The following is a 23,024-nucleotide window of genomic DNA, read 5'->3' as shown; positions in this document are numbered from 1 at the left end:
AGTTGATGGCACACTAGTGTAGGCTTATCGTCGGCGGCACTGTTGCGTTGGTCTATTTACGAGACTGAGGGAAGTTAGCCACTGTGACAGAAATTCTGGTGCAAGAGCCCGGTTCTGCTCTCCCGACACCATCCAAAGAGAGTAACTATCCTGTCTTGGTACTGGCCTATGACTCTTGGGATGACTACGGCTATCGGACAATGTGCAGAGCATATCTGCATAAATCTCCGGGTGAGGCCGTTATTCTGCTAGGTGAAGTTCGCGTAATGAGGCGTGGCCAGACCTCCCACTGGAAAACACAGGAAAGCCCAGAGTGGACGTTCAAAAACGGACCGTTTAGATTTCCGGATCTGGGCAATGCTGAAGCGGAGTATTGCAGTCTTGCGCTGTCTAACGCATTTTATGAGAAAATTCATGCGGAATTGGGAACTGATGCGCCATACCTCTTGCGAGCAATAGCCGATGCTGCAACACAGCCGAGGAAGTGGAGTGATTTCGAAGACGATTCTTGCTTTCAGACCGCTCTTCTTCGCGACCCTGGAGGAGCAGCAGAGGTGCGTGACAAAGCAAGAAGTTTGTTTGGAGTTACAGGTTCCCTGGTTAATCAATTTGAATATCGCGTAAGACTGCCCGGCGCGGTGAACGAGCATGCAATAAAATTCGATTTCGGAGAGGCTGGTGAGAAATTAAGCACTCTTAATTTAATTGCCGGCAGAAATGGATCTGGCAAGACGCAGCTTTTGTCTAAGTTAGCTATCGAATTGACCGGAATTACTGCATCTTTGACGCAGCTTTCAGATACGCGGGATCGATCGGTAGAGCAGCGGAAGGATTTAGCTAAACGTGAAGAGGCTGGACGCGTTTTCCCAGCCCCCTCTTTTTATGCAGTAATAGCCATTTCCTTCAATCCTTTTGACCAATTTGAGCGACCGCATGTCGTTAATCAGGACATCCGATATACCTATTGCGGAATTCGAAAATCAGACAACACGATTTACACGGAGAGTGAGTTGGTGGAGAAGCTCCGTGAACTCATCGGCGATATGACTGAAGCTCAGAAGAAATTGCTAGGTGCGGCTGCGCAAAACACTCTCGGTGTATCTGACTTCGAGAAATACTTTGAGCCGGAGAGCACTTCAGGTTACGGCCACCTGAGTGCAGGCCAAAAGATTGTACTGAATATTCTTGCACATCTAGTCAGGTATCTTCGAAAGCGCACACTGGTTCTGATGGACGAGCCAGAGACACATCTCCACCCAAGCCTGATGGCGGCGCTCACAACCGAGCTGTTGCGAATACTTCCGTCGCACGACTCGTATGCCGTCGTTGCTACTCACTCGCCAATTATCGCACAACAGGTTCAAAGCAGACATGTGAATATAATTCGGCGGAACGCCAATGAAGAAATTAGTGTTGAAAAACCCGATTTCGAAACGTTTGGGGAAAATATTTCGAATATAACAGGTGCGCTTTTTGACACTAGAGAGTACGAGCGAGATTATACTGCTATTATAAAGGATCTTTTGGCGGAGCATGATAACGATCCAGCAAAGGTCGAGCAGTTGTTTCCCAAAGGACTAGGCAGTAATGCCAAGGTATATCTCTGGTCATTAGCCAAATTGAAGCTGAGTTAGCTGCAGATGTATAACGTACCTTTGCCTAACGGTGACTTCTATGCGCAGTACAACTCGGTCGTCGATGGAAAATTAGACTTAGAGTATATCTCTGCTCTGACGGATCTGAAGGCGTCGATTAAATATAGATATGCTGAATATGAACAAAGTAAAAAAAATTTGGAAGCTGTTCCTGAAGTCTCGCGAACCGCTGGAGAGGCTAAAGCACTTCTCTCTTGCTATAGTCCAAGCCTCAAACAACGTCTCCTTTCTGAGCTTAGAGATCGTCTGCCCAAGCGGATCACCGAGCTTGCAAAGACAGTCGATGAGACAATTCGGTGCCCGTACTGCCAGTTAGAGCCCGCAGGACGTTGGGATCATTTTCTCCCGTCGGGGCGATTTCCCGATTTTGCAATGTACTCCCCGAACCTTATCTATGTCTGTGAGCCTTGCAACTCAGGCATAAAAAAAGACGATCTAGTATCGCCTATTCGAAGCACGGTTAATCCTTACTACGACGCGCTGGATTCGACTTCTCTTCTAGAGTGTGTGGTCAGTGTCGTTAAGGTCAATGATGAACGGAAGTTGCTGCTAAATTTCGCTATCAACAATAAAGCGGGAGGATGTGCGTATCTGGTCCCTTTAGCAATTCGGCATTTTTGCGCATACGGTCTTGAGGCCAAATTTATATCGGTCTCAGCTGAGGAATTGGTCGGACTCATTAACGATTACCATTTCATGTTTGGGCTGCGCGGACGGCATTTAACTCAGGTCGAACTCGATGCATGGGTCGAGTCCAAGCGTTCGAGTATAAGGACGTTATACCCAAGCCAGAATTATTGGAAGAATGCCTTGTGGGTCGGCATCCAAGCCTGTTCAGACCTCCTCGCTTACCTGATGGAAAGATGCGATAGGGCTCGTGCTAGACCGCCTTTGCCTTGAGGGTCGGCGTCGAGCTGCCGAACCTCAGATTAGGATCAGCGTACGCTTCCATTCATATAAATCGGGTAACTCGATCACCGCGAACAACTCGCTCCCCCCAGCACACAGAACTTCGCGCAATGCGGGTGGTTCAGCGCCACCGGCCGGGCCGCCTCCGCCAGGGTCGCCCCCAGCTCGAATTGCGGCTCGTAGGGCAGCAGGGTGCAGGCCACCACCGCCGGGCGGTCCGCGCCGCGGCGCTTCACCACCATGCGGGAAGACGCGCACATCATCTGGTCCGGGTGCTTGCCCAGAATGCCCCAGCACGCCTCGGAAATCTCCGGCACATCCACCGTCGCGTCCATTTCCGGAAACAGCATCAGCGCCACCGGGTCCGCGGCGTCGATCGGAATGGCGTGGTCGGCAAAAACCCGGGCGAAGCCGGCGCGCATCGCCGCCTCATCCTCCCCGCCAAAACTGGCGCGGCCGGCGACATGCACGCGGAAGCCGTGCCGCGCCAGCCAGCCGAGGCCCTCCAGGCTTGCCCCAAAACTGCCCTCGCCGCGTTCGAAATCATGGTGCGCGGCGCTGTGGTGGTCCAGGCTCACGCGCAGCGTCAGGCGGTCCGTATCCACCCGGTCCCGCAGCGCCAGCAGCTTTGGCGCGTAGCGGCGCAGCGGCTTCATGGCGTTGGTCAGCACCAGCGCCCGCAGCGCGCCGGGGCGGGTCAGCACATCCTCCAGCATCGGCAGCAGGTCGGGGTTCATGAAAGGCTCGCCGCCGGTGAACCCCACCTCCCGCACCGGCATCGCCTCGGCCTCATCCAGATAGGTGGCGACCTCGGCGGCGGAGATATAGGCCAGCGCATCGTTGCGCGGGCTGCTTTCCATGAAGCAGGCGCGGCAGGTGATGTTGCACAGCGACCCGGTGTTCACCCACAGCGTCTCCAGCCCCGCCAGCGCCACCACCGCCCGGCGCTCCCCCTTCGCGGTCACCCGGGGGTCCTGGAATTTTGCGGCGGAGAGGGGGCGCGGCATGGTCTGGCTGAGCGTGGACAAATCGCGATCCTTCTGGCGGTGCGGGGATGGCTCAGTGCGGCTTCGCGGGCGAGGGCGGTGGGGTTACGCCCCTTATTCCGCCAGCAGGAAGCCGCGCAGCGCCGCGGCCACGGCCTCGGGCGCTTCCTCCATCGGCACATGGCCAAGGCCGGGCAGGACGACAAGGCGGCTGTCGGGCAGCACGCGCTGGTAATCCGCGGCGTGGCTGGCGGGCACCATGCCGTCCCGTTCGCCCCATAGCAGCAGGACCGGGGCCTGGATGGTGGCCAGGATCGGCTCCGGCGGCGGCAGCACATGGCCGGCCATGCGGTCCACGATCGCCTGGCGCACGCCCGGTGCCAGCATCATTTCGCGGTAGCGTTCGAAGCGGTCCTGGGTCAGCGCGGCGGGGTCGCCATAGGCCGGCGCCAGGCTGGCGCGCAGCAGGCGCTCCGGCAGGGTGTAGGGCAGCACCCGCATCAGCAGCGGCACGCTCGGCGCGGCGCCGTAGCCATTGCCGGGGGCGGCGAAGCCATCGGGCGCCATCAGCACCAGCTTGGCCACGCGCGCGGGCTGCGCCGCGGCGAAGCGCCAGGCGATGCGGCCGCCCATCGAACTGCCGAGGATATGCGCCTGCGCCACGCCCAGCCGGTCCATCAGGCCCGCAATCAGCGTGATGGCGCGCGGGTCTGAATAGTCACCGGAGGGGTCGGCGCCGGTCAGGCCGAAGCCGGGCAGGTCCAGGCGGATCACGCGCAGGCGGTCCTCAAGCAGGGGCGCCACCTCATCCCAGGTGTGCAGGCTGCTGCCGAAGCCGTGCAGCAGGATCAGCGCCGGGGCGTCCCGCGGCCCCGTATCGCGCAGATGCAGCCGCACGCCCTCGACCTCCAGGAAGGCGGAGGGGGCGGCGGCATAGCGCGCCTCCAGCGCCGCGCGCGGGCGGTCCGGGGTGTAGAGCCAGAAGGCGGCCACCAGCAGCACGGCCAGCAGTAGGGCGGAGATCAGGATCAGGGTGCGCATGCTGGCGATAGATGCGGATGTCGGCGCCGCTGTCGATGCCTCCGCCGGCCAATTCTGCGCCGTCAGCCGGGCCGCAGCTTGTTGAGGCAGCCGAACCAGTCGCGCCCGGATACCCCCGCATCCGGCAGCGTCACCCGCAGCGCGGCGGCGCCGGGGCGGGTGAAGGTCAGCGTGCCGCCGCCGAGCAGGGCCAGCACCCGGCGCTCCGAGGCGGGGGCGAGCGGCTGCGTCACCCCGGCGCCCTCCGCGCCTCGGGCCGCCAGGCGGCGGGACCAGGCGCCTTCCGGCCCGCGAAACGCCAGGTTCAGGATGCGCGGCGCTGCGTCGGTCCCGCGCGCGACGAATTCCACCTGCGGCTCCGGCCCGGCGGTGACGGAAAGCGAGGCGTCCGGATGCGTGATGCGGGCGGTGCAGGTGGCGGTGGCGGTGCTGAAGGACCAGCCTGCCGGCGCTTCATGCAGCGGGGGCGGGGGGCGTGCGGCGGTGGGGCGTGGCGGGGCCGGGCGGCTCGGCGGTGGCGGCGCGGCGCAGGCGGCGAGGCTGGCGGCCAGGACCAGGCAGGCGAGGCGCCTCATGGTGCGTCGCCGCGCAGGGTAAAGCGCGACCAGGGGCTGGCGGCATAGCGCGGACCCTCACGCGAGACATGCAGCACACGCCAGGCGTAGTCCGCCGGTGCGGGCAGCGAGAGCAGATGGCGGTCGGTGGCGTCGGGCAAGCCGGCGAACACCTCCTGCCAGGTGAGATCCACGGCCTGGCTCAACACCTCGATGAAGCAGCACGGGGCCTCGGCCGTCTCCAGCCCGAGCCAGGTCAGTTGCACTGGCAGGGAAGCGGCCGGCAGCACCGCGCCATCCGGCGGCTGGTGGGGGACAGGCACGGCGAGGGTGGGGGCGGGTGGCAGGGGTGCCGGCTGGCTGGCCGGGATGCCGCTGGCCGGATTGGCCGAGACGGCCCATTCCAGCGTGCCGGGCCTTGGCAGGGGGGCGCCCGGCGGAACCGCGCCGCGCTGCATGGCCACCCCGGCCTGCCCCGCCGCGGCGGTCAGATCCTGCGCCAGCGCCCGATCCTGCGGGAAGAAATAGCGCAGCTGGTCGGCCTCCACGCCGGCCGAGACCGGAAATGGCGCGCCGGCCACAACACCGGCCTCGCGCAGCCGCGCCGCCAGATCGGAGCTGCGCGCGGCGGCGGCGGCATTGCCCCGGGGGTAGGTCAGGACCAGCCGCGGGGGCGGCTGCGTCGGGGGGGGCGGGGCCGGGAGGGCTTGGGCCGGAAGGGGCGGGGCTGGCATGGCTTGGGTCGGAAGGGGTGGGGCCGGAAGGGGCGGCGGCAGCTGCGTGGTAGGGGCTGTGCTGGCAGCGGCCACGGCAGGGGCAGGCGGCGGCGGCGGCGCCTCCGGCAGCAGTGCAAACCCCAGGGCGGCCGCGGCCAGCAGTCCGGCCATGATCCAGCCCAGGCGCCGCGGAGGTGGCGGCGCGGCCGGCTCGGGGTGCGGCACGCCCGCCGCCAGCATCGTCTCTGGCGGCAGGATCAGCGCCTGGCCCGGCGCCGCAGCTTCGGGAAGCGGTAGCGTGTGCATCTCCGCCGCCGCCTGCACATGCGCCGCGCTGACCTGCGGCGCGCCCTCCATCTCCGCCATGAACAGGCTGCTACCGATCAGCACGTTCAGCCGGCGCGGCACCCCTGCCGAGGCCTCGGCCAATTCAGTCAAGGCGGCCGCGGCGATGCGGTCTGCGGGCAGGCCCAGCGTGGCCAGGCGCGCGGCGACATAGGCGGGCACCTCCTCCTCCAGCAGTCCGCCGAGGCGCACCAGGCGGTGCGGCAGCTTGGCCAGGCGGGTGGCGAAGCCGGGCAGCGCGGCCAGCACCGCCACGCCATCCTCCCGCGCCAGGGCCGCCAGCATGGTGTCGTCGATGCGGTCCGCCTCATCCACCAGCAGCAGGGGCGGCAGCGGGCTGGTCAGCAGGTCACCGCAGGCAACCTGCTGCGGCGTCTGCCCCTGCGCGCGGAGCTGTGCCGCCAGCGCCCCGAGCAGGGCGGTCTTGCCGACGCCTGCAGCGCCCAGCAGGGCAATGATGCCGGGCTGTTCCACCATGCCCATTACCTCGCGCTGCGCGCTGGCCCAGGCCCGATGCGGCACGAGGCGGGCCTCGGGCCTCGCATCCGGGCTCAGCTTCAGAATGTGGCACCCAAGATTCGCGTTCCGTGCCGGTTTGGGTGGCCAGTCTCCTCGCCTGAGCCGAGCTGGCAAATCATCAGGCCGCCAGCCGGATCACGATGCTGTTGCCTGCGCGTTTCGCGGGCGGTTGGCGGCCGTGGCGCAATGATGGGGCGGGGGCTTGCAGCGTGCCGGGTGAACCGCTAGGAACCTGCACGCTTTTCCGGCGGTCCGCTGCTGTAGCTCAGTGGTAGAGCACTCCCTTGGTAAGGGAGAGGTCAAGAGTTCAATCCTCTTCAGCAGCACCACTCCCCCCCTTGCATCCAGACGATTTCATGGCGTTTCCGCGGCATCCGACGCGACAATTCCGCTTGTTTCGCGCTGCGCCGGATGCCCGGCAACCATGGCCTGCGGCCTGCACACGATTCCCTGACGAAATCGCAAGGCTTAGCCTTGAGCAACAGCATTGGTTACTTATGATTTGCATGTTGAAATTCCATGCGAAACGGCCGATGATTTAGGTTGATGCTGCTGCTCAAAGAGACGTTTTTCTTGCAGTCGATGAACACCGGCCGGAGCTTTAAATCCTGGCTGTGCAATGGCCAGCTCTGCCTCCGGGACTGATCCGATGATCCGCGCCGCCAACGTCAAAAGCTCCAACCCCGCCGTCGCGGCGCGGTTATGCCGGGAGGCAGTTGGCCCCGATGCGCCGCTGATGCTGCTGGCCTTCTGCGGCGGCAAACACGATCCGGATGCTGTGCTGGCGGCGCTCACGGCCGAATTCGGCCCGGTGTCGATCTATGGTGGCTCCGCCGCCGGCGTAATCGGCCGTGACAGCTTTGGTTATGGCGGCTTCGAGATGGGTATCGTCAGCCTGTACGACCCGGCGGTGGTGCCGCAGGCGGTGATGACAGACGCCTTGCTCGGCGGGGTCCGGGCCGCGGGACATGCGCTGGGCCAGGATGTGGGCCGCATCGCCAGCCCGGATGCGGCCGTGATGCTCCTGTTCGACAGCGTCGCCTCCCGCGCCCCGCCGCGCCTGCACTTCGCCAGCTCCATCGTCGAGGGGTTCCACGACGGCTTCGGCACCACGCCGCTGCAATTGTTCGGCGGCGGGCTGCTGACCGACATGAACCTGACCGGCGGCTGGGTCTTCGCCGGCCGCCGCGTCCTGAAGCATGCCGCCATCGCCCTGATCTTCCCGCCGGGGATCGAGGTGGAGACGGTCATCATGCATGGCTGCCGCCCGATCAGCTCCTTCATGGAGATCACGCGCATCGACGGGGCCGATGTGTTTGAACTGGATGGCGAGCCGGCGCTGAGCGTGATCGAGCGCATGCTGGGGCTGCCGCTCGGCCAGACGCGGGGGCAGGATCTGTCGCTGGAAGTGACGCTGGGGCAGAAGCAGGGCGACCCCTACGCCCCCTACCAGGAAGGCGACTACGTCAATCGCCTGATCCTGCGCGCCAATGCCGAAGCCGGCTCCGTCACCCTGTTCGAGCCCGATTTCGCACTCGGCACGGTCGTACAGATCATGAGCCGCGACAATTCGCTGATGCTGGATTCGGTGCGCCGCGGCGTTGCCGCGATGAACGGCACCGTGGCCGGGGAAGACAACCTGCTGGCGCTGTATATCGACTGTGCCGGCCGGGCCAGCGCACGCAGCGGCGCGGCGGTGGAGGAGGCGGAACTGGTTGCGCAGGGCCTCGACCCATCGATCCCGCTGCTCGGCTTCTACTCCGGCGTGGAGGTCGCCCCGGTGGGCGGCGGGATCAGCCGTTCGCTGGACTGGACCGGTGTTCTCGCCGTGCTGCGCCGCCGCCGATGACGCGCAAGCCGCCCGAGCCCAGTCCGCTGGATCGTGAGCTCGCCTATTACCGGCGAGAATGCAACGATCTTGGGGCGAGGCTGCTGCGGTTGCAGGAGGAGCAGAGCCAGGCCTTCCGGGAGGCCCGCCGCAGCCGCACCGTGGCCAAGCTGATCCGGGAGGCGCATCGCCTGTCGGATGCCTGCAACCTGCCCGAGGAAATCGGGCAGCCGATGCTGGAAGTGGTCGTGGACAATGCGCTGTGCGACCGCGCCGCACTGCTGGAGCGCATCGGCGGAGACGGATCCGCCCGTTTCCGGGTCACCGATGTGATCGGCATGAGCGGCGAGACGTGGCAGGATCAGGTGGTGCTGCCGGCGGCGCCCAGCTTCTTCTTCACCACCTCCCGCACCCTGTTGGAACCACCAGCCTATGAGCTGACCGCGATCCTGCGCACGCCCTATGTGCTCTGGGCCTTCGATCCGCTGAGCGGGGTCGCGCTGATCCTCGGCAATCATTCGGAAGGCAATGTCACCCGGCCCTTCGAGCCGCGGGACCAGGAACTCGTCGAGGGTGCGCTGTCCGTCTACCTCGATGTGCGCGCGCGCAAGGCGGCGGAGGTCGAATTGCGCGCGGCCAAGGCGGCGGCGGAGGAAAGCGGCGCAACCCGGGCGCGCTTCCTGGCGACGCTGAGCCACGAACTGCGCACACCGCTGAATTCCATCATCGGATTCTCGGAGATCATGGCGCCCGGATCGGCGATCCCGACAACGGAGGAACAGCGCGGCACCTACATCGCCCAGATCAACGAATCCGGCCGCATGCTGCTGGACCTGATCGACAACATCCTGGACTACGCCAGCCTGGAGAATGCGGCGCCCAGCCTGCGGCGCGAATGGGTGGCCAGCGAAAGCCTGCTCAAGGCGGCGCTTGGGGAGGCCGGATCCCTCGCGCTGCGCCAGGGCGTGACGCTCGATGCGGCGGAGTTCGGGTGTGGCTCTGAACTGTTCGTGGACCGGCTGCGCTTTCGCCAGGTCCTCGGTAATCTGCTGGGCAATGCGGTGAAGTTCACGCCGGCTAATGGGCGTGTGCGGCTGGGGTTTGTGGTGCAGCCAGATGGCGGCGCGCAGGTGAGCGTGGCGGATACCGGCATAGGGATCGAGGCGACGGACATCGCCCGCGTGCTGCAGCCGTTTCAGCAGGCTTCCAGCGGCCATCGCCGGCGCTTTCCCGGCACCGGGCTCGGCCTGCCCATCGCCAAGAACCTGGTCGAGGCACATGGCGCCCGCTTCGTGCTGGAGAGCACCCTCGGGCAGGGCACCACCGTCACGGTGCACCTGCCGCCCGATGCGGTGCGGCCGCCACAGGGCGCCCTGGCGGCACGCAGGGCACCCGCGGCCAAACCCGTCAGCGGGGCCTGACGGCCAGACCCCGCTGAACCTGGCAAGGCATCAGCGGCCGATCGTCGCGGGTGCGGTCGCGGCCAGCGTCGCCAGGTTGCTGTCCACCGCCTCGAACAAGCCCCAGCATTCCGTGTAGCCATGCGGAAAGCCTGGTGAACCGGCCTCGGCATCCTGCTGCCGCGCATGGATGTAGCTGGTCCAGCGCCGTGTGGCGGGGCGGCGATGGTGGAAGTCGTGGCAGGGCGCATCGCCGACCAGCACGAACAGCCGGACAAACAACTGTACCGTCAGAATATCCGCCCACCACGCCGCCCAGCGTAGCCGACCGCGCAGGCCGGCCGCCCGGCAGGCGGGAGGGCGCCGGCCGGCAAAGACGCCGGTGGTGGCGTGGCAGACGAAGCTGCGGTCGCGCAGCGCGATCAGCGATGCCTCGGGGAAGCGGTGCTCGCACAGGATCCGGTAGATGGTGGCGATCTGCAGTAGCACCGTCACCGGCAGCAGCCAGAGAATGGCAAATTCCAGCAGCGTGCCGGTGGCCGCCGCCACGGCGATCAGGGCACCCCAGAACAGCCGGCCGGTCCAATCATGCGCGCGGTCGCCGCTGAACAGCGCGGCCTTGATCCGGCGTTGCGCGAAGCGTGCATGGAAAACCGGGGAGACGGTGTTCCCCACCACCCGCCGCCACAGCTCCGCCTTCGGCAGACCCGGCTCCAACCGGCACAGGCCGAGCACGAAATCGGCGAATTCATCCTCCTCCGTCAGCAGCTTCTTGGCGCTGTGGTGCTTCATGTGCTCGTGCTGGTAGTCGTCGAAGCGCTTGAACAGCAGGAAGGCGGAGACCAGCCGCCCGACCTGCCGGTTGCGCTCGCGGCTGGCGAAGACGGTGCCGTGCGAGCAATGGTGGAAGATGACCACCTGGAACAGGCCAAGGCCGCAGGAGGTCAGCAGCAGCCCGAGCGGCAGCAGCAGCCAGGCCCAGAAGAGCGGCGCCGCCAGCGCCAGCGGCACCGCGCCCAGCGCAACCCCGCCAAGCACCAGCGCCAGCGCGCCGGTGACGAAGCGCCAGGCGGCCACGTCGGGCATCGCCTCGCCGCGCGCCGGCATCGCTGTCAGCCAGGTGAGGAAGGGCTGCACCGCGGCGGGCAGGCGGGCAGCCATGGCCTCTCTCGGGGTGTCGGCGACAGGCTCCCGGCTGAACAGGGCGTCGGTGGTGTCGAAGCGTTCGGGCGACAGATACATCTGCGGCAGTCTTTCCGATTTGGCGCCGGGATCGGCGCGCGGCTTATGGCGATGGGCGGGACATGGGGGGGCGCCAGCGACACCGGAGGGTCGCGGCCGGCCCGCGCCCGGCGCCGACCGGGCGGATGGTTCGACCAGTGCGGCGCGGCGTGGGCGGCGGGCCGGACCACCGGCATGTTGGCGGCTACCATGCCGACCCACGGGTCGGCACCTCGCGTCGGGGCAGGCGAAAGCCGGGGGCGGCCGGAGCGTCGCGTCTTCAAGCGCATGGCCGATTCCTCAGCGATCACTGCCGACCGAGTGCACCCATCTTTCCGGTCAGGTTGATATACGTTTAATCAGTTATATCACGCCTTACTGTGATCAAAGGCGATGAATGGCTCGCATGACCGCCTGCGGCGCGCGGAATCCGGCCCACGACCCTGCAGCGGCCAGCCTGCGGTCCGCAGCGGTCAGGCGGGGGCGCTGCCCGCCTCGCCATCCAGCGCTTCGCGCACCTTGTCCGCCAGCTCGTGACGCCGATAGGGCTTGCTCAGCAGCGGCAGGGCGCTGGCCAAAAGGTCCAGGCCCGGCGGCGGCGGCACGTTGTAGCCGCTGGTCAGCAAGACGCGCAGCGCCGGCTTCAATTGCCGCGCCATGGCGGCGAGCTGCGGCCCCGTCATCCCGCCGGGCATCACCACATCGGTGAACAGCAGATCATAGTCGGGATCGGCGCGCAGGATCAGCAAGGCATCCGCCGCCTGCCCCGCCTCCGTCACCTGGTAGCCCAACTCCCGCAGCAGGGCCGCCGCGTGGTTGCGGACCGGGATGTCATCCTCCACCACCAGCACCCGTTCGCACCCGCCCGGCAGCCCTGCACGGCGCGGCGCCAGGATGCCGGGCGCGGCCGGCGCGGCGGCGGGCGGCAGGTACATGCTGACGCGGGTGCCCTGGCCGAGGCTGGATTGGATGGAGACGTGCCCGCCGGATTGCTTCAGGAAGCCGTAGACCATGCTCAGCCCCAATCCGCTGCCCTGGCCGATTTCCTTGGTGGTGAAGAACGGCTCGAAGGCCTGCGCCGCCACCTCGGGCGGCATGCCCGTGCCGGTGTCGCTGACCCGCACCATCACGTAGTCGCCTGGCGCGACCTCATCCTCCGCGCGGGCGAAATCGGCATCGAGCCGCACATCGGCGGTCTCCACCGTCAGCCGGCCACCGCCGGGCATGGCGTCGCGCGCATTGATGCAGAGGTTCAGCACCGCGGTTTCCAGTTGCGGCGGGTCGATCAGAGCGATGCGGAGGTCGCGTGCCGGGCGGAGTTCGAATTCCACCTGTTCGCCCAGCGTGCGCCGTAGCATCTGCCCGAGCCCCGTCAGCAGGGCATTCACATCGACCGGCTTCGGATCCAGCGTCTGGCGGCGGGAGAAGGCAAGCAGCCGGCTGGTCAACGCCGCCGCGCGTTCCGCCGCCGCCACGCTCATCTCCGCCATCTGGCGCAGGTCGCTGGCGGGCGGCAATTCCTCCATCAGCATCTCCGCGTTGCCGAGGATGACGGTGAGCAGGTTGTTGAAGTCATGCGCCACGCCGCCGGTCAGCTGGCCGATCGCCTCCAGCCGCTGCGACTGGCGCAACCTCCGCTCCAGCTCCCGCCGCTGGGTCACATCGGTATGGACCGCGAGGATGGCGCGGGGTGCGCCGTCCTCATGCCGCACCAGCGTCCAGGCGGCCTCGACGATCAGGACGCTGCCGTCGCGGTGCCGCTGGTGCAGTTCACCGCTCCAGGCGCCTTGCGCCAGCACCGCTTCGATCGCCGGCTCCACGGCATCCGGCGCGCCGCCGATCATCGGCCCGGCGACGCGGCCCATCACTTCCTCTCCGCGCCAGCCATACAGGCGCTCCGCAGCGCGGTTCCAATAGCGGATGCGCTGGTCGATGCCCTGAACCAGGATGGCGTCCTGCACCTGTTCCAGCAGCGCCGCCTGCTGTTCGAGCTGCGTCTGGTAACGCCGCCGGTCGGTGATCTCGCGTTCGACGGAGACGAAATGCGCGACGGAGCCATCGGCTGCCAGTACCGGCACGATATCGATCTCGATCCAGAATTCCTCGCCGGCCTTGGTATAGTTCAGCAGCTCCGCCTTGACCGATTGCCCGGCTTCCAGTGCGGTGCGGATGCGGGCGCGTTCGGGTGGCGACGTCTTCGGGCCCTGCAGCAGCCGCGGGCTGCAGCCGAGCACCTCCTCGCTCCTGTAGCCGGTGCGCCGTTCGAAGGCGTCGTTGACGAAGACGATGCGCGGGCCGGGTTCATCGACCACCCCATCGGTGATCAGCACGATGTGGTTCAGCCCGTCGATGCAGGTCTCCAGCAGTCGCTGCCATTCCTCCCGCCGCCGGCGTTCGGTGATGTCGTGCAGCACCACGGTCACGCCCTCGGCCGCCGGGTAGGCGCGCATCTCGAGCCACACTCCGGCGCCCTCCAGCAGCGCCTCGCAGCCCTGCATCGCGCCTTGCGCCGCGGCGTGGTGCAGGCAGGTGCCGAGCTGGTCCGCGGGGCCGAAGCCGGACTGCGACGCGATCGCGGTGCCCAGCAGATCCTCGGGCGCAGCGCCGAACAGCCGCGCGGCCGGCGCATTCACGTGCGTCAGCCGCCCGCTGGCATCGACCGTGAAAAAGGCGTCGGAGATGCTGGCGACGGTCGCTGCCAGCCTTGCCGAAAGCCGCTGGTTCGCCGCCTCCGCCGCCTTGCGTTCGGAGATGTCCTCGATGATCGCGATCAGCCCTTCCAGCGCCCCGTCGGCGTCGCGCCGGGCGGAGGCGCTGATGCGGGTCCAGACACAGGCGCCTGTGCTGGACAGCAGGGGCTTGTCGACCACGAAGCCGGGGCGTTCGCCACGGATCACGGCCTCCACCAGGCTGCGGCAATCGGTCTCCTGCGCGGGGTCGGCCAGCGTGGCGAAGTCGCGACCGGCGAGTTCTTCCAGCGCATAGCCCAGCATGGCGCAGAAGGCGCGGTTGGCCTCGCGCAGCGCGTTGCTCCGGTCCGTCGTGACAATGCCGACGGCGGCGTGGTCGAAGATGCCCTGGAAGGTGCCGGCAACCCGCAGCACATCTTCCTGCGCGCTGGGCAGCAGATGGCGCCGACCGGAGGGGTCGATCACCGCATCCACCTGCCCGCCGGTCAGCTCCACCAGGCGTTGCTGCGTCACCTGAAGGGTTTGCAGAAGCTGCAGGATCTCCGCCTGGCGCGGCGGCCCGCCGATGTCGCCGCTCACGTCGGGTCCAGCGCCAGCACGGCGATCAGCGCGTCGCGATCGCTGAGGTCGCCGATCACGGTGCGCGTGCCGCCCTCGGTCAGGATCAACAGTTGCGGCGTGAGCAATATGCCATCCGCCAGGGCGCGCTCCGGCTGCTCGAACACATCCACCGTCTCCACCGGCCAGTGGGCCACCACCGTCGTGGCGCGCAGCCGCGCGAGGTTGGCGATCGCCTTGCGTGAATTCGGGCCGGCGCCGGCCACGTAAAGCCGCAGGCGTGGCACCGCCTCAGCCATCCGCGTCATCCTGCCGCGCCCCATCCGCCATGCGGCGGTCCTGCAATTCGCGGCGGGCGCGGACGGAATCCTCCATCCGCACATCGCCCGCCTGGTGCAGGGCGGTGGCCTCGGCCTGCTTCACCTCAAGCTGCCGGCGCAGCAGGGCCAGGCGCGCCTCGATCTCGCTCGCTTCCGCATCCAGCCGCAGGCGCTCCAGCCTGGCCTGTTCCGCATGGCGGGCGGCGCGCAGGCGTTCCTGGTTCTCCTGCGCCCAGCGCAGCGTGCCCATCAGCACCTCGCCATCCGCCAGATACACGTCTTCCAGCGTCACGCCCTGGCTGGTCAGCAGCAATTCCCGCACCTGGTTGGAATGCCCGGTGCCGCGCGACTTGATGATGGTCAGCGCCCGGTTGCGTTCGCCGGCGCGGATGACGTAGCTCAAATGAATCCAGGTATCCGCGATGGTCGAGACCTGGAGCGGCGTGCCCTCCTGCTCCGGATTCGTCGCGCCGAGCAGGCTGGTGCAGAGCAGCGTCATGCCGCGGGTCTTGGCCCAGTCGATCAGCCGTTCCGCCACGCTGTGGGAGAAGGCGGCGTTGCCGTCCTGCGACAGTGCCGAGAGCGGGTCGATCACCAGGCAGCGCGCACCCTGCGCCGTGGCTTCCGCCTTTATGCGCATCAGATGCGCCTCGGCGCTGCCATTCACCGCCCGCACTGACAGGATTCGCAGGCGCCCGCTGGCCAGATGCGGCGCCAGGTGGATGGCAACGGAAGCGAGGTTGCGGACGACCTCCTCGCTGCGCGAATCAAAGCTGACCATCAACGTGGCGTCGCCGCGCCGGCAGGCGGCATCGGCGAAGGCGCCGCTCAGCGTGGTCTTGGCCGTGCCGGGCGCGCCGCTGATCAGCACGCTGGCGCCGCGATGGTAGCCGCCATCCAGCATGGCATCGAGCCGCGGGACGCCGGTGCCCACCCGCTCATCCGTCACCGGCGCGGCGGTCTCACGCTCCCGGGCGGCGTAGGCAACCTCGATGCCGCGGGCGCCGATCAGCAGCGGGGCCTCGTTCTCGGCGAAGGCGGAGCCACGGTATTTCAGCACGCGCAGGCTGCGCTGGGAGATTCCGGCCACGGCCTCATGCCGCAGGATGATGGCGCAATCGACCATGAACTGGAGGAAGCCGAGCAGTTCCGCATCCCCGGCCTTCTGGTCGAGGGCGCCGCCGCAGCCCGATTTGGCGGTGAGGATCGCGGTCATGTCACGCGCCACCAGCCAATGGTGCAGGCGAAGCAATTCCCGGCGTCGTGCCGCGGCATCGGGCAGCAGCGCCAGCACCACGTCGATGGCATCGAGCACGATGCGGCGTGCGCCGGTCTGTGCGACCTGTGCACCCAGCGCGGCGAGCATGCCATCAAGATCGAAGCTGCCGGCGTGCACCATGTCCGGGCTGGGCTGCGCGTCCAGAAAGTGGATCGAATCCTGCCAGGGCTCATCACCCGCCCAGGCGAAGCCGGCGCAATTGGCGCGGATGCGGTCGGGAGATTCCTCGAAGGCGACGAAGATGCCGGGGGCGCCGTCCCGCCCGGCGCCGCGCGTCAGGCTTTGCAGCGCCAGCAGGGTCTTGCCGGCGCCTGGGCCACCCGAGATGAGCGTCACCCGGCCCGCCGGCAGACCCCCTCGGGTGATCTCGTCCAGACCCGGGATCCCGGTTGCGGCCTTGGCCATCCTGCTCCGATCCCTTCTGCGCGCCGGGCGCTACACCGGCGGAAAGGCTTACAATCTGGCAGACTTTCGAAGAAAGCCAGCTTTGCCTACCAGACCAGGCGGTAGCCCTTGCCGCGCAGGGCCGTGATGGTGATCCGCCCCGCCGACGCCGCAACCAGCTTCTGCCGCAGATTGGAGGCGAGCTGGTCGACGCCGCGCTGTTCCGGCAGCAGGCGCCGGCCGAGCACGCGGGCCGAGATGGTCTCGCGATCCGCCAGGTTATCCGGCGCGGTCAGCAGCAGGTTGAGCAGTCCGGCCTCACCCCCGGTCAGCCGCGTCTCGGTGCCGCCCGCATCCTGGATGCGGCAGCGCGAGGGCTGAAGGCACAACCCGGCCAGGCGCCAGGATGCGGGCTCGGCGATCGGCACCGGCATCGGGGGGGACGGGTCGGCTGGCGGCGTCTCGCCCGACCCGGCTGCGACGTTCGCATCCAGGCGTCGGCTCAGCGCACGGACCCGGGCGACCATGGCGCGCAGGGAGAACGGCTTGGTGACGTAGTCATCGGCGCCGACCTCGAGGCCGATGACGCGATCCACCTCCTCGGCGCGGCCGCTGACGACGATGATGCCGAGGTCCGAACAGCCGGCCGCTTCCCGGACGAAGGCGATGCCGTTGCCATCCGGCAGGCCGAGATCGGCAATGACGAGGCGAGGATTGTCGCGATGCAGCCGCAGCCGTCCCTCCGCCAGGGTGGTGGCGACCACGGTGGTCCAGCCATCGCGAGTCAGCGCCGTGCAGATGGTGGCAGCCACGGCGGCATCATCCTCCACCACCAGGACAGGGCGCATCGCGAGCTGCGGCGCCAGCGGCGCCACGCGGGGGGAGGCCGTGACAGCCCCGTGCGAGTCACCGGGTATGGGATTGGGCAGGGTGGCTTCGGGGCGGGCCGGCACGGAATACGACGAGTTGGCGACCAGCGAGGCTGCCGAAAGGGACATTTTCCACAGGCCAATCACGATAATTGCAGTAAAATTAATCTACAGTGAGCGCGATATCAAAGTCCACACGTAATAGACGCAGAACGCCAGCGATTTACACCAGGGCGAATTGCGCTCTCACGCTATATTATTGATTCATAATCAAAACGTATAGAATATCGCCCCGCGGATTCAGTTGTTGCGGCCAACTGAATCGCCGCATTCCGCAGGTACGACTTCGCCGGCTGCTGCGCGCGGGTCCGGCGGCGTGTGGATATGTCAGGGCTGGTTCGGGCCCGGAGCCGACGGCCCGCGTGTGGGTTCGCGGGTGTAGCGCAACGTAGGGTTGGTGTGGGCAAGGCCGGACAACTCCGTACAAAAGCTGGTTCGCAACCCGGCCGGGCGGCGCGTTAACACTTTCGGCGACGGATGCGCCACCAAAGGGATCAGGGGATGACCCAGCGTTTGCCGCCTGGGCTGCCGATGTCGTGGCCGGACCCGTATGCACGGTCGGCCGCGGCCTGCGCGCAGCAGGGCAGGGGACTCGACCGCCGAATGCTGGTGCAAGCCGCCTTCGCAGCGGGGGGGCTGGCCGCGGGTGGCATGACCACCGGCCTGGCGCGCCCGGCCGCCGCTGCCGCCGTCACCGGCGATTGGCTGGATTTCCGCCGGCGCTTCCTGCACGCCGATGGGCGGGTGCTGGACACCGGGAATGGCGGCATCTCGCATTCCGAGGGCCAGGGCGCGGCCATGCTGTTCGCCGTGCGCTTCGATGATCGCGCCAGCTTCGACCGCATCCTGGAATGGACCCGCGGCGCGTTGCGGCGGCCGGATGACCACCTGCTCGCCTGGGCGTTCCGGCCGGGCGCGCCAATCCCCGTGCCGGACATGAACAATGCCAGTGACGGTGACCTGCTGGTCGCCTGGTCGCTGGCGGAGGCGGCGGATCGCTGGGGCCATGCCGGCTACCGGGCCCTGGCCACGGATATGGCGCGCGACCTGTTGCGGAAGGTGGTTCTGCGGCAAGGGGATTCGACGCTGCTGCTGCCGGGGGGCGAGGGCTTCCTGAAGCACGATCATGTCGTGCTGAACCCGAGCTACTACATCTCCCCGGCCTTTCGCGCCCTGGCACGGCTGCTGCCGGCGCCGGAATGGCAGTCGCTGGAGGAAGGCGGCGTGGCGCTGGCGGACCAGGCCCGCTTCGGCCGCTGGCGCCTGCCGGCGGATTGGGTGGCGCTGCCGCGCGGCGCGCTGCGGCCGCGGCCGGCCACCGGCTGGCCGGCGCGCTTTTCCTATGACGCGATGCGCGTACCGCTCAACCTGGCCTGGGGTGGCCATGCGCAATCGGCGGCACTGCGTGCGGCGGTGGATTTCTGGCTGGATCCGTCGCACCCGGCACCGCCCGCCTGGGTGGACCTGCAAAGCGGAGCGCTGGCGCCCTATCCCGGCGACACCGGGCTACGCGCCATCGTCCAGCTTGCCGTCGCCACGCTGGCGGGAAGCGGGCGGGAACAGGCACTGCCGCGCGTGGCGGACGCTACCACCTACTACCCTGCCGTGCTGGTCCTGCAGGCCCGGCTGGCCTGGGCGGAGCGCAACCTGACCGAGGGGGCCTGCAGCCCGCCCGCGCGACTATCCCTGGCCCCGGCCATCCCAACCCAGACGGGCGCCCAGCGGAGCGGCGCATCCGGCTGGCTGCGCGGCATCTGGCCGGCCACCTGGTCCGCCGGCGGGTAGCGCGCCAGCGGACCAGGCCGGATACCCAGGATCAGCTCGGCGTCACGGTCAGCGCATTGCCCGTCAGCGTCGCCGTGCCGGGGCCGGCCACGGTCAGCGGCGTGGTCAGCAGCGACCAGGTCAGCGGGTTGCCGCCGCTCGCGGCATCGAACAGGCCGATATGCGTCAGCGTGCCGGCCGCCGCGGTGAAGGTGAAGCGGATCGCCTCCGCATTCCGCTGTGGGCCGGTGCCGGTGAAGGTGGCGCGCTGCCGGGCATAGCCGGTGCCGGCCGGCTCACCGGTCAGCCCGGCGGCGGCGCTGCCACCGGTGCCGAGCGCCGCCCAGACCCCGATCGGCAGGGTGGGCAGCCGGGCGCAGAGAGCGCGGCCCAGCAGGTTCTTGGCGTGATCGGTCAAGTCGGTCATCCGGGAATCCTCTCGTACAGGGTGGGGAGGGCGGCTCAGAAGCCGCCGAGCAGGGCGCGGAACAGTTGCGGCCCGGCGGGGGTGAGGCCCGGCGGCAGGGGCACCTCGCCTTGCGCCGCGACCGCCACATAGGCGACGCCATCGAAGGTCTGCGGTGCCTCGCCGGCGGCGGGGATGAAGCCGCCGATGCGCGGGTCCACGGCATCGGCCGGGTCTTCCCCGGGTGCGTGCCAGCCAAGGCTGCGCAATGCGGCGGCGGCATCCTCGGGGCTGCCCTGCCAGCAGAGCATGGTCCATTCGGTCATGTCGGGATCCTCATGGGTGGGGGGGCGGGGGGCGGTCGCCTCAGGGCGCCGCCGAGCCGGACAGCATCAGCACCTTGGTGGTGCCGCCATCCGGGCTGAAGACGAGCAGCGTCGCCAGGCCGCCGGCGCGGATCTTGGTCAGCCCGTCCGGGTTGCTCGGCGTCGCGGTGGTGAAGCCGGTCAGCGTGATGGCCAGGTCGGTGGTGCCGCGATTGGCGATCAGGCAGGAGAAGCCATCGCCGGTCGCGGCCCAGTTGATGCTGAGCGTGGTGCCGGCATTGGCACTGACCAGCCGGCCATTATGCGCGGCCAGCGTCAGCGCGGTGGCGCCGGAGGTTGCGACCACGGGCAGCCGGCGCGTGGTGAATTGCGCGTCGACATAGCCCTTGTTCGCCGCCTGTGCGGCGGCGGTCGGGTCCGCCGGCAGGACCAGCGGGCCGGTCAGCGTGACGGTGCCGGAGGCGCTGATGCGGAAGCGTTCCGCCAGGCTGCCGCCATTGCGGGTTTCCACCACGAAGGCACCTGATTCTGCACCCGTGGTCACCGCCTCGCTGATGCCGCCGGCGCGGGCGAACTCGGTCTCCGCTCCGCCCAGGTTGCGCCCACTGAAGGCGATCTGCCCCAGCGCGTGCCCGGAAGCCGGGGTGGTGGAGGAGCGGCGCAGTGTCAGCTTCATCGGCGCCGTCATGTCGGAGGGCGCGCCGAGCACAACGCCGCCATTCGGATTGGCCTCCGGATCGCCGCCGATCGCCAGCGGCGCCAGCGCGCCGGCGCTGATATTCATGCGATAGGAAATGGCGCCGTCCTGATTCTCCAGGTCCAGCTCCGCGCCCAGCGATTCGGACCGGCGGCGCAGCAGGGCGCTGGTCTGGTCGGCGGAGGACCCCAGCGCCTGAAGCCGGTTGCCGACGAGCGCGATGCGCGCCAGGTCCGCGGCGGTCTGCGCCTCGAAGGTGGCAGATCGGGTGTCGGACGCGACGACGGACAGGCTGTCCCCCGTGCTGGCGAGATAGACGCGCGCGGCCGGCAGGTCGCAGGCCACCAGCGTCAGCCCGCCATCGATCACCTCCACCGCGCGGGCGCCGCCATCGCCGCCGACCATGACGCCGACGAACTGGTTGTCGCCCTGGTTCGTGGCGGCGGAATTCACCAGGATGGCGGTGGCCATGCTGCTGATGAAGCCACCCACCCATTTGGTGCGGAAGGCGGTGCCGTGGATCAGCGCCCCGATGGTGAAGGGATCCCGCAGCGACAGCAGATCGTCCACGCTGCAATTGTGCAGCTGGATGGATTGTGCGCCGAGGCCGAGGTCGAAGCCGCGATCGTAGCCGTAGCAGAAGCAGTTGACGAATTCGGCGACGTCGCTGTCTTCCACCCGGAAGGCGGTGCCATTGCGCCGGTTGTTCCACACGCTGAGCGTGCCACCGCCGGACCAGCTGCCGGAAAAGGTGGGGCCCTGCAGATCGACGCGGGTGGTGTCCACGACGGTCGCGATGAAGCGGCCATTCGCCGCCGGCACACCGTTGATGCCGTACATGTTCACCACATCGCCTGTGACCAGCCCATGCGCGGTGGAGGTGGTGATGCGGATCGCACCGCTGCCATTATTGGCGACCGCGGAGACACTGCGCGTGAACAGCGAGGTGCCGCCGATGTTGCCGGTCAGGAACGGCCAGAAATGCACGTCATGAACGCGGGAAATGTCGTAGGTGCGCGTCAGGAAGATGCCGTTGCGGTTGTCGCCCCGCACGCGGCGGACGTTCAGGCGCTGGCTGTTGTCGGAGCGGATCGCCAGGTCGAAGCCCAGGATCAGCAGATCCTCCACCATCACGTCGTGGTGCGTGCCGGAGCCGTCGCCGATGGTGATGGCCGTGCCGGCCATCGCGTTGCGCAGCGTGACGCCGGCGCGCATCGAGGCGGGCGGCGTGGCGACGCCTTCCCGGATCACCGCCAGCGCGCGCAGCGTGCCCGCGCGCAGGATCTGCACGGTGCGGGCGGAAGACAGCAGCAGCGTGCCGGGGACGGTGCGGTAGTCGGCCGCCAGGCGCTGCCCGCCGGGAAAGGTGTTGGGGCCTTCCAGGCAGACATTTTCCTTCACCACCAGGTTGGCGCCGGCGACCCGGTAGCGGCGCGGGCCGAGGCGGACGGTGCCGCCACCGCCGGCGGAGGCCGCATCGATCGCCGCCTGAATGGCCGCCGCATCATCGGTCGTGCCGTTGCCCACGGCACCGAAATCGCGGACGTGGAACATGCGCTCGGCATGCACGCCGGCGGTGATCTGCGCGAAGGTGGCGCGGCGGGTCTGCGCCGCGCCGCCGCTGCCCTGGACGATGGGCGCGATGTCGGCTGCGCTAAGTGCGGCGGCAACCGGCAGGTCTGAGATCTTGGCGTCGGCCATGGGGGGATCGGCTCCGATCGTGCGGGGAGGGGGAGGGGCGGGTCGCCGGGGTGCGGCTCAGACCAGCAGGCGGTTGCCATCCTCGATCAGCAGCGCGCCGCCGGCCTGCAGCAGCAGACCGAAGGGCAGGGTGACGCTGAAGGCGGGGGAGGTGTCGGCCACCGCGCTATCGCTGGTGGAAACCACGCGCAGGCGGTAGCCGGTGCCCGCCGCCGGGGCCGGCAGGGATGCGGTGGCGCTGCCGCCGCTGACGGTGGCCAGGGTCGCGCCGCGCACCACCGCGCCGCCGGCATCGCTGATGCTGAAGGCGACCTGCGATACCGGCCCGGCCAGCGTGGCGGAGGCCTGGACGATGCCGTTGGACAGGACGCCTGCCGCGAGCGGGCCGAGGATGACGGTCATCGCCACCGCGGTCGCCGTCTGCGAGACGGAGAAGACCTGCGCGCCACGGATCTGCACGCGGAACGGCGCCTGGGAACTGTCCAGCACCAGGCCGGCGGCGACGACATCGCCGACGCGCACCGGCAGGAAGGACATGGAATCGGAGGCGAGCATCACGATGATGTCGCCGGTCGCGAGCCGCGCGGCCGCCGGCTCGAAATAGCCCGCGGCCAGCGCATCGGCGCGGCTGTCGGTGGTGCGATACAGCCACATGGTGAAGCCGCTATTGGTGACCAGCGGCACCAGGGCCGTGTTGGCGAAGGGCATGGGCGGGGCTCCGTTCGGACGCGCGGCGGGCAGGGCGCGCGAAAGCGCGTCCCGGGCGGGATGGGTCTAAGGATAAAAGCCTAATGAG

17 protein-coding genes, 1 tRNA gene and 1 pseudogene are annotated in these 23,024 nt (G+C 68.0%); 6 read left to right on the top strand and 13 right to left on the bottom strand.

Features of this window, described 5'->3' with window-relative positions; translation table 11 throughout:
• The first annotated feature begins 83 nt into the window (after window positions 1–83).
• Together ACFHNC_RS11315 and ACFHNC_RS11310 are read left to right on the top strand one after the other, a co-directional pair.
• Window positions 84–1,634, top strand: coding sequence for an AAA family ATPase (locus tag ACFHNC_RS11315; protein WP_437169322.1), 1,551 nt, complete (start codon window positions 84–86; stop codon window positions 1,632–1,634).
• Window positions 1,635–1,640: 6 nt separating this feature from the next.
• Complete coding sequence (locus tag ACFHNC_RS11310) at window positions 1,641–2,555, top strand: hypothetical protein (protein ID WP_437169321.1); 915 nt, start codon at window positions 1,641–1,643, stop codon at window positions 2,553–2,555.
• A gap of 74 nt (window positions 2,556–2,629) precedes the next feature.
• Here ACFHNC_RS11310 and ACFHNC_RS11305 read toward each other — a convergent pair whose 3' ends face one another.
• The 4 genes from ACFHNC_RS11305 to ACFHNC_RS11290 form a co-directional block, all read right to left on the bottom strand.
• The gene (locus ACFHNC_RS11305; RefSeq protein WP_437169320.1) at window positions 2,630–3,592 is read right to left on the bottom strand and encodes a radical SAM protein; all 963 of its coding nucleotides are present in this window, start codon (window positions 3,590–3,592) and stop codon (window positions 2,630–2,632) included.
• 72 nt (window positions 3,593–3,664) lie between these two features.
• Window positions 3,665–4,591, bottom strand: a complete 927-nt coding sequence (locus ACFHNC_RS11300) for an alpha/beta fold hydrolase (RefSeq protein ID WP_437169319.1) — start codon at window positions 4,589–4,591, stop codon at window positions 3,665–3,667.
• Window positions 4,592–4,653: 62 nt separating this feature from the next.
• Window positions 4,654–5,166, bottom strand: coding sequence for a hypothetical protein (locus ACFHNC_RS11295; RefSeq protein ID WP_437169318.1), 513 nt, complete (start codon window positions 5,164–5,166; stop codon window positions 4,654–4,656).
• On the bottom strand, window positions 5,163–6,728 hold the full coding sequence (locus tag ACFHNC_RS11290) for a hypothetical protein (RefSeq protein WP_437169317.1): 1,566 nt from the start codon (window positions 6,726–6,728) through the stop codon (window positions 5,163–5,165). The genes ACFHNC_RS11295 and ACFHNC_RS11290 overlap by 4 nt, the downstream gene beginning before the upstream one ends.
• Before the next feature lie 251 nt (window positions 6,729–6,979).
• On the opposite strand from ACFHNC_RS11290, the gene ACFHNC_RS11285 reads away from it, so the two are divergent.
• The 3 genes from ACFHNC_RS11285 (at window position 6,980) to ACFHNC_RS11275 (ending at window position 9,974) form a co-directional block, all read left to right on the top strand.
• Window positions 6,980–7,054 (top strand) — tRNA-Thr (locus tag ACFHNC_RS11285).
• A 320-nt stretch (window positions 7,055–7,374) separates the two neighbouring features.
• Window positions 7,375–8,574 (top strand): FIST signal transduction protein, encoded by a 1,200-nt coding sequence (locus ACFHNC_RS11280; RefSeq protein ID WP_437169316.1) that lies wholly within the window; start codon window positions 7,375–7,377, stop codon window positions 8,572–8,574.
• The gene (locus ACFHNC_RS11275; RefSeq protein WP_437169315.1) at window positions 8,571–9,974 is read left to right on the top strand and encodes a sensor histidine kinase; all 1,404 of its coding nucleotides are present in this window, start codon (window positions 8,571–8,573) and stop codon (window positions 9,972–9,974) included. The genes ACFHNC_RS11280 and ACFHNC_RS11275 overlap by 4 nt, the downstream gene beginning before the upstream one ends.
• A 30-nt stretch (window positions 9,975–10,004) precedes the next feature.
• Here ACFHNC_RS11275 and ACFHNC_RS11270 read toward each other — a convergent pair whose 3' ends face one another.
• The 5 genes and pseudogenes from ACFHNC_RS11270 to ACFHNC_RS11250 all read right to left on the bottom strand — a co-directional run bounded on the left by ACFHNC_RS11270 (window position 10,005) and on the right by ACFHNC_RS11250 (window position 17,403).
• Window positions 10,005–11,195 carry a fatty acid desaturase gene (locus tag ACFHNC_RS11270; RefSeq protein ID WP_437169314.1) on the bottom strand — a complete coding sequence of 397 codons (1,191 nt, stop codon included), beginning with the start codon at window positions 11,193–11,195 and terminating at the stop codon, window positions 10,005–10,007.
• Between the two features lie 452 nt (window positions 11,196–11,647).
• Complete coding sequence (locus ACFHNC_RS11265; RefSeq protein WP_437169313.1) at window positions 11,648–14,443, bottom strand: PAS domain S-box protein; 2,796 nt, start codon at window positions 14,441–14,443, stop codon at window positions 11,648–11,650.
• Window positions 14,440–14,721 (bottom strand): circadian clock KaiB family protein, encoded by a 282-nt coding sequence (locus ACFHNC_RS11260; protein WP_437169312.1) that lies wholly within the window; start codon window positions 14,719–14,721, stop codon window positions 14,440–14,442. Before ACFHNC_RS11260 ends, ACFHNC_RS11265 begins: the two co-directional genes overlap by 4 nt.
• Window positions 14,714–16,432: pseudogene (gene kaiC / locus ACFHNC_RS11255) on the bottom strand (circadian clock protein KaiC); the annotation flags it as partial. The gene ACFHNC_RS11260 and the pseudogene kaiC, both read right to left, overlap by 8 nt.
• A gap of 80 nt (window positions 16,433–16,512) precedes the next feature.
• Window positions 16,513–17,403 (bottom strand): response regulator transcription factor, encoded by an 891-nt coding sequence (locus tag ACFHNC_RS11250; RefSeq protein WP_437169311.1) that lies wholly within the window; start codon window positions 17,401–17,403, stop codon window positions 16,513–16,515.
• A 432-nt stretch (window positions 17,404–17,835) separates the two neighbouring features.
• Here ACFHNC_RS11250 and ACFHNC_RS11245 point away from each other — a divergent pair, with 432 nt between their 5' ends.
• Complete coding sequence (locus tag ACFHNC_RS11245) at window positions 17,836–19,119, top strand: glycosyl hydrolase family 8 (RefSeq protein ID WP_437169310.1); 1,284 nt, start codon at window positions 17,836–17,838, stop codon at window positions 19,117–19,119.
• 31 nt (window positions 19,120–19,150) lie between these two features.
• On the opposite strand, the gene ACFHNC_RS11240 is transcribed toward ACFHNC_RS11245, so the two are convergent.
• Genes ACFHNC_RS11240 through ACFHNC_RS11225 form a run of 4 tightly spaced genes read right to left on the bottom strand, consistent with a single transcriptional unit; the run spans window position 19,151 to window position 22,936 of the window.
• The gene (locus tag ACFHNC_RS11240) at window positions 19,151–19,525 is read right to left on the bottom strand and encodes a phage tail fiber protein (protein ID WP_437169309.1); all 375 of its coding nucleotides are present in this window, start codon (window positions 19,523–19,525) and stop codon (window positions 19,151–19,153) included.
• Window positions 19,526–19,560: 35 nt separating this feature from the next.
• The gene (locus tag ACFHNC_RS11235) at window positions 19,561–19,830 is read right to left on the bottom strand and encodes a hypothetical protein (RefSeq protein WP_437169308.1); all 270 of its coding nucleotides are present in this window, start codon (window positions 19,828–19,830) and stop codon (window positions 19,561–19,563) included.
• Window positions 19,831–19,870: 40 nt separating this feature from the next.
• Window positions 19,871–22,228: a glycosyl hydrolase family 28-related protein gene (locus tag ACFHNC_RS11230; protein ID WP_437169307.1), complete on the bottom strand. Its 2,358-nt coding sequence runs from the start codon at window positions 22,226–22,228 to the stop codon at window positions 19,871–19,873.
• Between the two features lie 57 nt (window positions 22,229–22,285).
• Window positions 22,286–22,936 carry a hypothetical protein gene (locus ACFHNC_RS11225; protein ID WP_437169306.1) on the bottom strand — a complete coding sequence of 217 codons (651 nt, stop codon included), beginning with the start codon at window positions 22,934–22,936 and terminating at the stop codon, window positions 22,286–22,288.
• Window positions 22,937–23,024: the final 88 nt, after the last annotated feature.

It is taken from the genome of Falsiroseomonas sp. E2-1-a4, assembly GCF_051433165.1.
Lineage (GTDB): Bacteria > Pseudomonadota > Alphaproteobacteria > Acetobacterales > Acetobacteraceae > Falsiroseomonas.
This window is presented reverse-complemented; position numbering and strand designations above follow the sequence as displayed.

What these genes read in the sequence shown, in the direction of transcription:
- ACFHNC_RS11310 (WP_437169321.1), top strand. Translation starts at nt 1,641, where the DNA reads ATGTATAACGTACCTTTGCCTAACGGTGACTTCTATGCGCAGTACAAC.
- ACFHNC_RS11300 (WP_437169319.1), bottom strand. Translation starts at nt 4,591, where the DNA reads ATGCGCACCCTGATCCTGATCTCCGCCCTACTGCTGGCCGTGCTGCTG.
- ACFHNC_RS11295 (WP_437169318.1), bottom strand. Translation starts at nt 5,166, where the DNA reads ATGAGGCGCCTCGCCTGCCTGGTCCTGGCCGCCAGCCTCGCCGCCTGC.
- ACFHNC_RS11280 (WP_437169316.1), top strand. Translation starts at nt 7,375, where the DNA reads ATGATCCGCGCCGCCAACGTCAAAAGCTCCAACCCCGCCGTCGCGGCG.
- ACFHNC_RS11275 (WP_437169315.1), top strand. Translation starts at nt 8,571, where the DNA reads ATGACGCGCAAGCCGCCCGAGCCCAGTCCGCTGGATCGTGAGCTCGCC.
- ACFHNC_RS11270 (WP_437169314.1), bottom strand. Translation starts at nt 11,195, where the DNA reads ATGTATCTGTCGCCCGAACGCTTCGACACCACCGACGCCCTGTTCAGC.
- ACFHNC_RS11260 (WP_437169312.1), bottom strand. Translation starts at nt 14,721, where the DNA reads ATGGCTGAGGCGGTGCCACGCCTGCGGCTTTACGTGGCCGGCGCCGGC.
- ACFHNC_RS11250 (WP_437169311.1), bottom strand. Translation starts at nt 17,403, where the DNA reads ATGTCCCTTTCGGCAGCCTCGCTGGTCGCCAACTCGTCGTATTCCGTG.
- ACFHNC_RS11245 (WP_437169310.1), top strand. Translation starts at nt 17,836, where the DNA reads ATGACCCAGCGTTTGCCGCCTGGGCTGCCGATGTCGTGGCCGGACCCG.
- ACFHNC_RS11240 (WP_437169309.1), bottom strand. Translation starts at nt 19,525, where the DNA reads ATGACCGACTTGACCGATCACGCCAAGAACCTGCTGGGCCGCGCTCTC.
- ACFHNC_RS11235 (WP_437169308.1), bottom strand. Translation starts at nt 19,830, where the DNA reads ATGACCGAATGGACCATGCTCTGCTGGCAGGGCAGCCCCGAGGATGCC.
- ACFHNC_RS11230 (WP_437169307.1), bottom strand. Translation starts at nt 22,228, where the DNA reads ATGGCCGACGCCAAGATCTCAGACCTGCCGGTTGCCGCCGCACTTAGC.
- ACFHNC_RS11225 (WP_437169306.1), bottom strand. Translation starts at nt 22,936, where the DNA reads ATGCCCTTCGCCAACACGGCCCTGGTGCCGCTGGTCACCAATAGCGGC.